The following is a 13136-nucleotide window of genomic DNA, read 5'->3' as shown; positions in this document are numbered from 1 at the left end:
CCATGCAACTTCGTTGCTCAGCCACTGCGCCTGCAGCGGCTTTCTTCGTAACAATCCGAGCGTAGTGCGTTTTAAATGAACCGCCAGCCAGCGATATATCGAGCGATCGACCCGCGTCATCGCGCCGAAGTCATATGGCGAGCCGCGCGGCGCGGCCTGCGAGACTGGCAGGGCAGCAGTGGCGCGATCTGGCTGCATCTGCTGAAAACAGTGGCTGCGGGATTGCTCGCGATGGGTATTTCGATGTTGCTCGATCTGCCGCAGCCGCGCATTGCAATGACGACCGTGTTCGTGCTGATGCAGCCGCTCTCCGGCATGGTGTTCGCGAAGAGCGTCTATCGCATCGTGGGCACCGCGGTGGGCATGGTCGCGGCGGTGGTGTTGGGGGCCGTGTTCATCCAGCAGCCCGAACTCTACATACTCGGGATGACGGGATGGGTGGCCGCCTGTACCGCGGCCGCCATGCGCAATCGCCATTTTCGTTGGTACGCTTTCGTGCTGGCAGGCTATACCGCTGCGCTGATCGGCATTCCGCTCGTGATGCAGCCCAACGGACTCTTTCTCGCCGCGCTTGGGCGCGGGGCCGAAGTGGCCGTGGGGATTCTCTGCTCCGGGGTGGTCAGCGCCGTCATCGTGCCCCGGCAGTCGGGCTCGGTGCTCGAACGCACCTTGCGTACCCGATATCTTGATTTTACTGCGTTCGCGGCGCTCGTGTTGTCTGGCGGCCTCGAAAGAGGCGCATTTGAAGGGCGATTCGCGAAACTCGTCGATGAGATCGTCGGCTTCGAGGCCACGCGCGCGTTCTCAATTTTTGAAGATCCGATCATGCGCTCGCGCAGCCAGTTGCTTGCGCGCCTGAACGGCGAGTTCATGGACGTATGTGCGCGCCTGCATGCACTACGTCAGTTGAAGAAGCGTCTGCGCTGGAGCGACGAGGCCATCGCGCCGCTTGCGCCGTATTTCAGCGAGCTTGCGACGCTGCTCGCACAACGTCCGCGCCAGGGCGAGGCCGATCGTGCATATGCACTGCGGATCGCCCAAGACCTCGATACGTTCAAGCGCACACTGCCGCGCCACGTGCGCGAGACGCGCCGGCCACTCGAGGCGGCAGGATCCGACGCGCTGCAGGACTTCGATACGACCGCCGAGCTGATCTACCGCTTCACGACCGAAATAGCCCGCTACAGCAGCACATGGGCGTCGCTCACCCAGGCCGGTCTGCCGCCCGAGCCGCGCATGACGCGCTATGTGCCGCGCACGAGCTGGTATGTCGTGGCGTTCACGTTCCTGCGCACGGCCGTGGTGGTGGCCGCGCTCGGCTGGTTCTGGGTGGAGACCGACTGGCCGAGCGGCGGCCTCGCGATGATCGCCGCCGCGTTGACCTGCGCGCTGACCTCGTCGGCGCCACGCGCCACACGCATGGCTTTTCAGATGGCAGCGGGTGCGGGCTGCGCGGCCGTCGTCGGCTATCTGCTCACCTGCTACGTGTATCCAAACATCGATGGCTTCCCGCTGCTCTGTGCCGCGCTCGCACCGGTGCTCGCGCTCGGCGCGTTCTTCGCGACGCGGCCACGCATCGCCGGTTTCGGGGTCGGATTCTCGGTGTTTTTCTGTCTGCTCGCGGGCCCCGACAACGTGATCGTCTACACCCCCGATCTGCTGATCAACAACGGCATCGCGGTCGTCGCGGCGATGGTCGTGGCCGCCCTCGCGTTTGCGGTGGTTTTCCCGCCGCACATGAACTGGCTCGTCGAGCGCATGCGCGTGGCGCTGCGCGCTCAGGTCGAACTCGCCTGCCGTGGCGAGTTGCAAGGCCTCGGCCAGCAGTTCCAGTCCGGCACGCACGACCTGATGCACCAGTTGCGGCTGCTGCTCAACGGCCGCAAGCAGGCCCATCGGCGTGCGCTGCGCTGGATGCTGATCACGCTCGAAGTGGGGCACGCCGTGATCGACTTGCGTCACGAAGCCCAGGCGGCCACGTGGCTCGGAATGGCAGAGCGCAGATGGTCCACGAGCCTCGATCAGGTGCTGGACGATATCGCGCGCCTGTTCGAGAACCCGGACCCGGCGCAACTGGAGCGTGCACTGTCGTCGGTGCGCGCGGCCACCTGGATCGCACAGGAAGCGCTTCCCGGTGTTCACCACGACCGGGAGCGCAGGCACGACGTGCAGCGGCTCCTGAGCCACTTGCACTTCATTCGCAGCGCGCTCATCGACCGCGATGCGCCACTCGGCGCGCTCGCGCGTCGGGCGCGCCACCGCCAGCCATTGCGCCCCGGCACACCTTGAAATAGCGGCATGACGGCAGGGCGCCTGCGCGATCTTGCCGCAGTCTGGAAATATGCCTTCCACCCCGCCTTCTTAATCATTCCTGGCCCCGGTCATATAGTGACATCACTGCTTCGCAGTACCCGTTAGCACTGGAGAGTAAAATGAAGTCCCTGAAGATCGCTGTTGTTGCCTGTTCGCTGTTTGCCGCCGCCGCTGCTTATGCACAGAACGAAGCACCGGCAGCGAGCGTCCCTCAGCAGGTCGCGCAAAGCGCAGCCCAGCCGGCTGCGCAGGCACCCGCCAATCAGATCGCAAAGCCCGCCAAGAAAGACGAATGCGTCGGTCCGGTCAGCTTCTGCAACCTTTATTTCGGTAGCTGAGATCGAGTGACTGCCCGCCAACCATGAGCGAGGCGCAAGCTTGAGTTTCTTGCCGCGGCGCCTTCGTAAGAGGCCTCGCGGCTTTGCGCATTGTGGCTGCAAAACTGTATTACGCATGCTTTAATGCAAGGCCGCTGAAGCGAGACCTGAAAAGGGCACTTGGTGATCAGTGTGTTTGTGGAGACTTTGATGTACGAAGACCGTATTCGTTGTGCCGCATTGCGCGGGAAAATCACTTCGGCTGCCGAGGCCGCGAAACTCGTGCGCAACGGCATGCGTGTTGGCGCGAGCGGCTTCACGCGTGCGGGCGACACGAAGGCCGTGCCGCTCGAACTGGCGCGCCGTGCGCGCGAAGAAAAGGAGCCGCTGCGCATCACGCTGATGACGGGCGCCTCGCTCGGCCACGACGTAGACCGCACGCTGACCGAAGCCGGCGTGCTCGAGCGCCGCTTGCCGTTCCAGGTCGACGCCACGTTGCGCAAGGCCATCAATCGCGGCGAAGTCATGTTCGTCGACCAGCACCTTTCCGAGACCGTCGAGATGCTGCGCGCGAATCTGCTCGGCAAGCTCGACCTCGCGATCATCGAGGCCGCTGCGATCACCGAGACGGGCGGCATCGTCCCCACGACCTCGGTCGGCAATTCGGCGAGCTTCGCGATCCTCGCGGAGAAGGTGATCGTCGAGCTCAATCTCGCGCAGCCGCTCGCGCTCGAAGGTCTGCACGACGTGTGGATTCCGGGCCGCCGCCCGCATCGCGATCCGCTGCCGATCGTCAGCCCGCAAGACCGCGTGGGCACGAGCTTCATCGATATTCCGGCCGAGAAGATCGCCGCCATCGTCATCACCAACGAGCACGACAGCCCCTCGACCGTGCTGCCTGCCGACGAAGAGACTGCGAGCATCGCGGGCCACCTCATCGAGTTCCTGCAACACGAGGTGAAGCATGGACGCATGAGCGCGCAACTGCCCCCGCTGCAGGCCGGCATTGGCACGATCGCGAATGCAGTGCTCTCGGGATTCGTGAACTCGCCATTCGAAGCGCTTACGATGTACTCCGAAGTACTTCAGGATTCCACCTTCGACCTGATCGATGCGGGCAAGATGGTGTTCGCCTCGGGCGCCTCCATGACGCTCTCCGCTCCGCGTCAGGCACAGGTGCTCGCCGAGCTCGACCGCTATCGCGACAAGCTCGTGCTGCGCCCGCAGGAAGTGAGCAACCATCCGGAAGTGATTCGCCGCCTCGGCCTCATCGCGCTGAACACGGCGCTCGAATGCGACATCTACGGCAACGTGAATTCCACGCATGTGGGCGGCACGCACATGATGAACGGCATCGGCGGCTCGGGCGATTTCGCGCGCAATGCCTCGTGCGCGATCTTCGCGACCAAGGCCATCGCGAAGGACGGCCGCATTTCCAGCATCGTGCCGATGGTGCCGCACGTCGATCACAACGAGCATGACGTGGATGTGATCGTCACCGAGCAAGGTCTTGCCGACCTGCGTGGCCTCGCGCCGCGCGAGCGCGCGACGCTGATCATCGAGCGCTGCGCGCATCCGCTCTATCGCGACCTGCTGCGCGACTACTATCGCGACGCGCTGAAGATCGGTGGCCAGACGCCGCACAATCTTGCCAGGGCGTACGAAATGCATCTGCGCTTCAACGAGACCGGCTCGATGCTGCCGGTTGCGCCAGAGGCGTAAGCGGGCGAACGCGTCGTGAACGGCTGATCGTCGAGACACGCGAGCGGCGCAAGCAACTAGAGCCGCAAGCCGATAAAAAAGCGGGAGCACCGGTGACGGTGCTCCCGCTTTTCATTTGACGGCTTTGAATCGCTACGCTCTTCGGAACAGCCTGATGATGAAGAGCAGGATGACCGCGCCGACGATCGCAGTGATGATCGAGCTGATCATGCCGCTACCGATGTGGATCCCGAGCAGGCCCGCAAGCCAGCCGCCAATGAAGGCACCGACAATCCCGACGATGATATCGACGATCAATCCGAAGCCGCCGCCCTTGACGAGCACTCCGGCGAGCCAACCCGCGATTGCGCCGACGACCAGCCATCCGAAGAAGTTGTGGTGCATATAGCAGCCCCCCTTGTTGATGTGAACAAATCAAGCTGAACTGGAGCTTAGTCCAAGGGCGGGATCGAGTCCATGAAACGCGGCCAGAATTGACAGTTCTTGTAGCCTGCCGCGCAGCATTGCAAAAATTGCAACAGCAATGAAATGAATTCGTAAGGAATGCGTGCCGATTATGGCCGTCGCCCGCTCATTCGGGCGCAACCTCGGTTTCCGCGGCGGTCCAGCTTACGCTCGAGACGCCTTTTTCCATGCTCAGGCGGCTCGCCATCAGCTCGAGCTTGGGCTGGTATTTCGGATGCAGGCGCAGGGTCGCGGTGACGCGCAGGCGCTGCGGGTCGCCAGGAACGTCTTCGCTCGTCAGGCTCTGAAAAGAAAGCGGCGTGGAATACATCGAGTTCGAGAGCACGGTGCGAATGTGGATCTCGTCCTCTTCGCGGCACACCACCGTGAGCACGTAGAGGCTCACGAGGTCGGCGTTGGAGACCGGCGCCTGATTGATGATGCGGCTCACCTCGCGCAGCAAGGTGTTGGTGAGCAGCACGACGCCCGTGCCCGCGAACGCCGGCAGGAAATGGCCCGAGCCGCACAGCACGCCCACGGCGGCCGAGCACCAGAGTGTCGCCGCCGTATTGATGCCCTGAATGGAGCCCTTGTCGCGCATGATCACGCCGCCGCCCAGAAAGCCCACGCCCGAGACCACATAGGCCGCGATCTGCGTGACGCCCGCGACGCCGTTGCCGGTGAGCACGCCGAGCGTGACGAACAGGCACGCGCCGCTGGCGACGAGCGTGATGGTACGCAGGCCAGCGGTGCGCTGGCGCATCTGGCGTTCCACTCCGATGGCGACGCCGCAGGCGAATGCCGCGAGAAGGCGCAGGGCGAAATCGTAAGTCATCGTTCTGTCATGAGGGCGGCACGCGGGATGCCTCGCGTCGCTCGCGATGCGATCCGCAATGCAAGGGGGCGCCGTGGATCATACGCGGGACAAGGCGGCTCGCCAAGCTGGCGCGGCTGCCATGTACGGGTCAGCATGGGGCCACGGCCTGTAAGCGAGACTGGCTCCATTGATGATGGAGTGGGCTAGCGAATGTACGGGAGCTGTTGATGGATACGCTGCGAAACATGCGGATCTTCGTGAGGGTGGTGGAATCGGGCAGCTTCACGCGCGCCGCCGCGAGCGAGACGATGACGACGGCACAGGTTTCGCGCGCCGTCACCGATCTGGAGTCGCGCCTGCGCGCGCGGCTTTTGAACCGGACCACGCGGCGCATGTCGCTGACCGAGGCCGGCGAGCGCTATCTGCAAAGCTGCAGGCGCATTCTCGCCGATATCGAGCAGGCGGAGGCCGAAGCGGCCGCCGCGCAGGCGAATCCGGCGGGCAGGTTGCGCGTCTATGGCGGCACGAGCTTCGGCCAGCACTATGTGATGCCGCTGATCGCACGCTACCAGCAGCATCTGCCCGATGTGGCCGTTGACCTGACCATCGCGCAAGAGATGCCCGATATCATCGAGGAAGGCTTCGACGTGGCCGTCGTGGTGGCCGCCGAGCTCGAGGATTCCGCGCTGATCTCCCAGCATCTGGGGAGCACCGCCGCCATTCTGTGCGCGTCGCCGGCCTATTTGCACTTGCGCGGCGAGCCGCGCTCGTTCGACGACCTCGAGATGCACACCTGCCTGCACCTCACCGATGCGAGCCTGCCCGCGGGCCAGTGGGTCTCGGAAGGGCCGTACGGCGAAACCTTTCGCCATACGGCCGTGACGCCGTTCCAGGTGAACAATCCCGAGGCGCTTGCGCTCGCCATCCGCGAGGGCATGGGCATCGGCCCGCTGCCGGTGCCGGTGGCGCTGCCGGGACTCGCCGACGGCTCGCTTGTGCGCGTGCTGCCCACCCATCGCCTGCAAAAGCTCAACATCTACGCCCTCTATGCCTCGCGCCGCTATCTGGACGCGAAGATCCGCACCTTCGTGGAGTTCCTGCGCGACAAGGTGCCGGCCGTGCTTGCCGAGCAGGAAGCCGCGCTCGCGGCCTGCGCTGCGCCGCCACGTCAGCGCACCGCGGCACGCGCCCGCATGCACGAAGCGCGCCAGTCCCATGAGGTGCATGAAGTCGAGCGGCTGCGGCTCGTGAACTGAGCCGCAGCGTCTAGTGCGGTGGCTTGCGCGAAGCGCAACGCGCACGAGCGCCGTGCCACGCATGAAGTGAGCGCGTGCCGAAATGCGCGTGCCTGTCAATTTCGCCATTTTCGCGCCAGTGCGCGGCCACCTCGATTGCCTATGATGCGAGACCTTCCGAGCGATGCGTCTCGCGTATTCACCCCTCGCCTGAATTGTCCGAAACCGCCTCATGTGGATCGTCAACCTTGCGCTGAAGCGGCCCTATACGTTCATCGTGATGGCCATCCTGATCGTGCTGGCCACGCCCTTCGTGCTGATGTCGATGGCCACCGACGTGCTGCCGAACATCAACATCCCTGTCATCAGCATCATCTGGTCGTACACTGGCTTCTCGGCGCAGGACATGGCCGAGCGCATCACCTCGGTCAATGAGCGCGGCCTGACCACCACCGTCAGCAACATCGAGCACATCGAATCGCAGTCGCTGCCGGGCATCGCCGTCATCAAGCTGTTCCTGCAGCCGGGCGCGAACCAGCAGTCGGCCATTGCGCAGGCCGTCGCCTTCGAGCAGGCAACGCTCAAGCAGATGCCGCCGGGCGCCACGCCGCCGCTTGTGATCAGCTATTCGGCCTCGAGCATTCCGGTGATCCAGCTGGGGCTCTCCAGCAAGTCGATGAGCGAGCAGGCGCTCGCCGACATCGCCATGAACTTCCTGCGTCCGCAGCTCATTACGATTCCGGGCGCTCAGGTGCCGTATCCGTACGGCGGCAAGACGCGCGTGATCTCCGTCGATATCGACACGCACGCGCTCATCTCGAAGGGTCTCACGCCCTCCGATATCGTCAGCGCGGTCAACGCGCAGAACCTCATCTTGCCGACCGGCACGGCCAAGCTCGGCCAGACCGAATACCGCGTGGACACCAACGCGTCGCCCGACACGCTCGCGGGCCTGAACCGGATTCCGGTGCAGACCGTCAACGGCGCGACCACCTATCTCGGCGACGTCGCGCACGTGCGCGACGGCTTCACGCCGCAGACCAACGTGGTGCGCCAGGACGGCCAGCGCGGCGTGCTCATGTCGGTCCTCAAGAGCGGCGATGCGTCCACGCTGCAAGTGGTGGGCGCTCTGAAAGACCTGTTGCCGAAGGTGCGCGACACACTGCCCGCGGACCTCGTCATCAAGCCGCTTTTCGATCAGTCGATCTTCGTTTCGGCGGCGGTGCAGGGCGTGGTGCGCGAGGCGCTGATTGCCGCCGCGCTCACGGCCGCGATGATCCTGCTGTTCCTCGGCAACTGGCGCAGCACGGTCATCATTGCCGTCTCGATTCCGCTGTCGATTCTCGCCTCGATCATCGCGCTCTTCGCGCTTGGCGAAACGATCAACATCATGACGCTCGGCGGTCTCGCGCTCGCGGTGGGTATCCTCGTGGACGACGCCACCGTGACCATCGAGAACATCGAGCGCCACCTGCATCTGGGCGCGGGCCTGCACGAAGGCATACTCGAAGGCGCGGGCGAGATCGCGGTGCCGGCGCTCGTCTCCACGCTGTGTATATGCATCGTGTTCGTGCCGATGTTTTTCCTCACGGGCGTGGCGCGCTTTCTGTTCGTGCCGCTCGCCGAGGCCGTGGTGTTCGCGATGATCGCCTCGTACATCCTCTCGCGTACGCTCGTGCCCACGCTCGCGATGCTGCTCTTCGCGGGCCACGACCCGGGCGCTCACCCGCAGCAAGGCGCGCGCCTCTCGGGGTTCGCGCGTGTGCATTGGCGCTTCAACCACGCGTTCGAGCGCGTGCGTGCGAATTACATCGCGCTCCTGAGCGTCCTGCTCGCGCGGCGGCGTTTATTCGGCAGCACGTTCCTGGCGTTCTGCCTGCTCTCGCTCGGGCTCGTGTTCTTCCTCGGCCGCGACTTCTTCCCCTCGGTCGATGCGGGCAACATCCGCTTGCATATGCGCGCGCCCACGGGCTACCGCATCGAGGAGACGGCGCGCCTCGCCGACGAGGTCGAGCAGACGATCCGCTCGGTCGTGCCGCCCGATCAGCTCGCCACCATCGTGGACAATCTCGGCCTGCCGTATAGCGGCATCAATCTCTCGTATAGCAATGCGGGCACGATGGGCACGCTCGACGGCGAGATTCAGATCGCGCTCAAGGACGGGCATGCGCCGTCGCATGTCTACATCGACAAGCTGCGCACGCTGCTGCCGCAGCGCTTTCCGGGCGTGGAGTTCTTCTTCCAGCCCGCCGACATCATCACGCAGATCCTGAACTTCGGGCAGCCCGCCGCCATCGACGTGCAGGTGGTGGGCGCGAACCTTGGCCAGAACATGGCGCTCGCCAGCACGCTGCTCAAACAGGTGCGCCAGTTGCCCGGTGCCGTCGACGCGCACATCGAGCAGCGCAACAACGAGCCCGCGCTGATGCTCGCCATGGACCGCTCGCGCATGCAGCAGCTGAATCTGAGCCCGCAGAACGTTGCGCAGGACGTGCTGGTCGCACTCTCGGGCAGCTCGCAGACCGCGCCCGCCTTCTGGGTGAGCCCGCAGACCGGCGTGGAGTATCCGCTCACCGTGCAGACGCCGCAGTACCGCGAGGCGTCGCTCAACGAGGTGATGGAGACACCCGTGTCCGCGCACGCAGCGACAGCGGGCGCGGCGGCGCCGCTGCAGCTCGTGAGCAACCTCGTGCAGCTCAAGCCGCACGACGGGCCGGCCATCGTCACGCACTACAACATCCGTCCGGTGATCGACCTGCTCGTGAGCGTGGAGGGCTCCGATCTCGGCTCGGTGGGTTCGCATATCGACGCGTTGATCAAGAGCGCACAGGCGCACGCGCCGCGCGGCACCACCATCACGATGCGCGGGCAGATCGGCACCATGCGCAGCTCGTTCGTGGGGCTGGGCGTGGGGATTGCGATGGCGATCGTCCTCGTCTATTTGCTGATCGTCGTGAACTTCCAGTCGTGGGCCGATCCGCTCATCATCGTGAGCGCCTTGCCGGCGGCGCTCGCGGGCATCGCGTGGATGCTGTTCATCACCGGCACGCATTTGAGCGTGCCCGCGCTCACGGGCGCGATCATGACCGTGGGCGTGGCGACCGCGAACAGCATTCTCGTGGTGGCGTTCGCGCGCCAGCGCCTGGCCGCCGGCGCGACGCCGCTCGCGGCCGCGCTGGAGGCGGGGGCGACGCGTATTCGCCCGGTGCTGATGACCGCATTCGCGATGATGATCGGCATGGTGCCGATGGCGCTCGGTCTCGGCGAAGGCGCGGAGCAGAACGCGCCGCTCGGGCGCGCGGTGATCGGCGGCCTGATGTTCGCGACCGTCTCCACGCTTTTGTTCGTACCGCTGATGTTTGCCACGGTTCATTCGCGGCTCGCGCGCCGCGCGCAAAGCAAGCGCGAACGCGAGGCGCAACGCAGCCGAACGCCACGTCAATGAGCGCGTACGACGCTAACCGGACACGCTATTCCTGGTCGAAGACATGAACGAACCCCATCACCACTCATCCCTCGACATCGCCGTGGGCGGCGAGCAAGGCATGGATTTGCCCGGGCGTGCGCAGGCAGGCAAACGCGCACGCGTCGCGGTGATCATCGTCGCGCTGCTGCTCGCAGCCGGCGCGGCACGCACGATCGTCTCGAACGTGATGAACGCGCATCATCTGGCCGACGTCACGAAGCAGAACGCGAAGCAGTACGTGAGCGTCGTGCAGCCCGTAGCGGCCGGCGGGGACGGACGCATCGCGCTGCCGGGCACGCTGCGCGGCTACGTGGAAGCGCCGATCTATTCGCGCGCGAACGGCTATGTGCTCAAGTGGTATGCCGATATTGGCGCGCACGTCCAGCAAGGCCAGCTGCTCGCGGAAATCGATACGCCCGAGATCGACCAGGAGCTCGCGCAGGCGCAGGCGCAGCGCGACCAGTCGGCTTCGACGCTCGCGCTCGCGAAGACCTCGTTCGACCGCGCGCAGCAGTTGCGCCAGCGCGATGCGGTTTCGCAGCAGGAGCTCGACGACCGCCAGGGCGCGTACAACCAGGACGTCGCGAATCTCGCGGCGGCGGACGCCAACGTGCGCCGCCTGCAGCAGATGAAGTCGTTCCAGCGCATCGTCGCGCCCATCACGGGCGTGATCACGCAGCGCAATGTCGATATCGGCGACCTCGTGAACGCGGGTAACGGTGGCGCGGGGAGAGCGCTGTTTGCGATCGCGCAGTCCGATCCGCTGCGGCTCTATCTCGACGTGCCGCAGACCTACGCCCAGCAAGTGGCCGTGGGCCAGCACGTGAGCGTGACCGAGCAGGAGATGCCCGGCGTGACGTTCGACGGCACGGTCACGCGCACCTCGCAGGCCATCGATGTGGCCACGCGTACGCTGCAGGTCGAGATCACGCTGCCCAATCATGATGGCCGGTTGCTGCCCGGCGCCTATGTGCAGGCGGCGTTGCAGACCGATTCGAAGGGAGTCCTGACGGTTCCGGGCAACACGCTGCTGTTCCGCGCGGAAGGGCCGCGCCTCGCGGTCGTGGACGCGCAAGGCAAGGTCAAGCTCAAGCCCGTCGAGATCGCCCAGGATCTCGGGCAGACGCTCGCTATCAGCCGTGGGCTCGATCCGGGCGATCGCGTCGTGCTGAATCCGAGCGACTCGATCGCAGACGGCGACAGCGTGGTGGTGGTCGCGCCGGGCAAGGGCGGCGCCGCGGCTGCGGGCCATGCCGGCGCACGAGGCGCGACGTGAGCGCCGCGAGACTCATCAAGCGCCGCATGCTGCAACGCGTGCGTCCGACGGTCACGACGCTCGCTGTGCTAGGCGCGGCGGGACTGGCGGCCTGCACGGTCGGCCCGGACTATCGCGCGCCGCAGACGGCGAGTCCCGCCGCGTGGCGCGTCGACCCCGCCGACGCCTACTGGCACGCGGCGCAGCCCTCGCACGCGCCGCTCGATCCGCAGTGGTGGAAGGTGTTCGGCAATGCGGAGCTCGACGGCCTCGAAACGCAGGCGCTCGCGGAGAACCAGACGCTGCGCATCGCGGTCGCGCATTACGAGCAGGCGCGCGCGACGCTCGCTTCGGTGTCGTCGCAACAGGCGCCGCAGGTTTCGCTCGATGCGAACCTCGCACGCGCGCGCGTCTCGGCGAACCGTCCGCAACTGAGCTATTCGACGCCGAACATGTCGACCGTGCAGAACGAAGTCGCCGTTGGCGCGACCATCAGCTACGAGCTCGACCTGTTCGGGCGCATCCGGCGCATGGTGGAGTCGGCGCAGGCGTCGGAGCAGCAGGCCGGCGACGATCTCGCCAATGCGCGCCTCGTGCTGACGGCGGAACTGGCAACCGATTACTTCGCGCTGCGCGAGCTCGACGACGAAATCGACGTGGTGCACCGCTCCGTGGCGCTGCAGCAGAAGGCGCTCGATTTCGTGAATGCGCAACATGACCTGGGCGCGGTCTCGGGCCTCGAGCTGCTGCAGCAGAAGGCGCAGCTCGACGCCACGCAGACCCAGCTCCAGTTGCTCGAGAACCAGCGCCAGCAGGACGAGCACGCCATCGCCGTGCTGATCGGCAAGCCCGCGCCCGAGTTCGCGCTCGCGCCGCAGGTCGTGGCGCTGCCCGTGCCCGCGCTGCCCACGGGCCTGCCGAGCGAGCTGCTGCAGCGGCGCCCCGACGTGGCCTCGGCTGAGCGCGCCATGGCCGCGGCCAACGCGCAGATTGGCGTGGCCCGCTCGGCGTACTTCCCGGACATCACGCTCTCGCCCACGCTGGGCTGGGAGTCCACGCGCTTCGGCAATCTCTTCACGGCGCCGAGCCTGATGTGGTCGCTCGGCGCGGCGGCCGGCGAGGTGCTGTTCGACGGCGGCAAGCGCGCGGCGGGCGTGGACTATGCGCAGGCCGGCTACGAGTCGGCGCAGGCGTCGTATCGGCAAACGGTGCTCACCGCCTTTCAGGAGGTGCAAAATGCGGTGACGGGGCTTTCGGTGCTCGATCTCGCCGCGGCGAACGGCCAGGCCGCCGTGGACGACGCACGCAAGTCCTTCGATCTCGCGAACGACCGCTACCAGGGCGGGCTTGTGGCGTTCATCGACGTGCTCAATGCCGAGCAGCAACTGCTTGCCAGCGAGCGCCAGGAGGTGCAGATTCACGGTCAGCAGGCGGCTACGGTAGTCTATCTGGCGAAGGCGCTGGGCGGCGGCTGGAGTGCAGACGATCGCGCGCTCGCCTGCAGCGCGGGCACCTGCCGCGAAATGCCGGGACCCCAGGCGAGCGCCGCGCCAGGAGGAGGATGATA

Annotated in this window: 9 protein-coding genes; 7 read left to right on the top strand and 2 right to left on the bottom strand. The window is 65.9% G+C overall.

Annotation, left to right across the window (positions count from 1 at the left end):
* Positions 1-75: 75 nt before the first annotated feature.
* From E1956_RS23210 to E1956_RS23200, 3 genes are all read left to right on the top strand, one after another.
* Positions 76-2289 (top strand): FUSC family protein, encoded by a 2214-nt coding sequence (locus E1956_RS23210; RefSeq protein WP_134753299.1) that lies wholly within the window; start codon positions 76-78, stop codon positions 2287-2289.
* Positions 2290-2432: 143 nt separating this feature from the next.
* Complete coding sequence (locus tag E1956_RS23205; RefSeq protein ID WP_134753297.1) at positions 2433-2651, top strand: hypothetical protein; 219 nt, start codon at positions 2433-2435, stop codon at positions 2649-2651.
* 189 nt (positions 2652-2840) lie between these two features.
* A complete protein-coding gene (locus E1956_RS23200; RefSeq protein ID WP_134753295.1) occupies positions 2841-4352 on the top strand; it encodes an acetyl-CoA hydrolase/transferase family protein in 1512 nt (503 codons plus the stop codon).
* Between the two features lie 132 nt (positions 4353-4484).
* Here E1956_RS23200 and E1956_RS23195 read toward each other — a convergent pair whose 3' ends face one another.
* Complete coding sequence (locus E1956_RS23195) at positions 4485-4736, bottom strand: GlsB/YeaQ/YmgE family stress response membrane protein (RefSeq protein ID WP_028221491.1); 252 nt, start codon at positions 4734-4736, stop codon at positions 4485-4487.
* 187 nt (positions 4737-4923) lie between these two features.
* Positions 4924-5631: an MgtC/SapB family protein gene (locus E1956_RS23190; RefSeq protein WP_134753293.1), complete on the bottom strand. Its 708-nt coding sequence runs from the start codon at positions 5629-5631 to the stop codon at positions 4924-4926.
* 209 nt (positions 5632-5840) lie between these two features.
* Here E1956_RS23190 and E1956_RS23185 point away from each other — a divergent pair, with 209 nt between their 5' ends.
* From E1956_RS23185 to E1956_RS23170, 4 genes are all read left to right on the top strand, one after another.
* Positions 5841-6869 (top strand): LysR family transcriptional regulator, encoded by a 1029-nt coding sequence (locus E1956_RS23185; RefSeq protein ID WP_134753291.1) that lies wholly within the window; start codon positions 5841-5843, stop codon positions 6867-6869.
* Positions 6870-7080: 211 nt separating this feature from the next.
* Positions 7081-10293, top strand: a complete 3213-nt coding sequence (locus E1956_RS23180) for an efflux RND transporter permease subunit (protein WP_134753289.1) — start codon at positions 7081-7083, stop codon at positions 10291-10293.
* A gap of 43 nt (positions 10294-10336) precedes the next feature.
* The gene (locus E1956_RS23175) at positions 10337-11590 is read left to right on the top strand and encodes an efflux RND transporter periplasmic adaptor subunit (RefSeq protein WP_134753287.1); all 1254 of its coding nucleotides are present in this window, start codon (positions 10337-10339) and stop codon (positions 11588-11590) included.
* Positions 11591-11616: 26 nt separating this feature from the next.
* Complete coding sequence (locus E1956_RS23170; RefSeq protein ID WP_134754781.1) at positions 11617-13134, top strand: efflux transporter outer membrane subunit; 1518 nt, start codon at positions 11617-11619, stop codon at positions 13132-13134.
* Positions 13135-13136: the final 2 nt, after the last annotated feature.

This window comes from Paraburkholderia pallida (genome assembly GCF_004524855.1).
Lineage (GTDB): Bacteria > Pseudomonadota > Gammaproteobacteria > Burkholderiales > Burkholderiaceae > Paraburkholderia > Paraburkholderia oxyphila.
The sequence above is the reverse complement of the archived record's forward strand: the minus strand, read 5'-3'. Positions and strand labels throughout refer to the sequence as shown.

Excerpts from the sequence above, each read along its gene's own strand:
- E1956_RS23170 (WP_134754781.1), top strand. The coding sequence starts at position 11,617 with ATGCTGCAACGCGTGCGTCCGACGGTCACGACGCTCGCTGTGCTAGGC.
- E1956_RS23175 (WP_134753287.1), top strand. The coding sequence starts at position 10,337 with ATGAACGAACCCCATCACCACTCATCCCTCGACATCGCCGTGGGCGGC.
- E1956_RS23190 (WP_134753293.1), bottom strand. The coding sequence starts at position 5,631 with ATGACTTACGATTTCGCCCTGCGCCTTCTCGCGGCATTCGCCTGCGGC.
- E1956_RS23205 (WP_134753297.1), top strand. The coding sequence starts at position 2,433 with ATGAAGTCCCTGAAGATCGCTGTTGTTGCCTGTTCGCTGTTTGCCGCC.
- E1956_RS23200 (WP_134753295.1), top strand. The coding sequence starts at position 2,841 with ATGTACGAAGACCGTATTCGTTGTGCCGCATTGCGCGGGAAAATCACT.
- E1956_RS23185 (WP_134753291.1), top strand. The coding sequence starts at position 5,841 with ATGGATACGCTGCGAAACATGCGGATCTTCGTGAGGGTGGTGGAATCG.
- E1956_RS23195 (WP_028221491.1), bottom strand. The coding sequence starts at position 4,736 with ATGCACCACAACTTCTTCGGATGGCTGGTCGTCGGCGCAATCGCGGGT.
- E1956_RS23210 (WP_134753299.1), top strand. The coding sequence starts at position 76 with ATGAACCGCCAGCCAGCGATATATCGAGCGATCGACCCGCGTCATCGC.
- E1956_RS23180 (WP_134753289.1), top strand. The coding sequence starts at position 7,081 with ATGTGGATCGTCAACCTTGCGCTGAAGCGGCCCTATACGTTCATCGTG.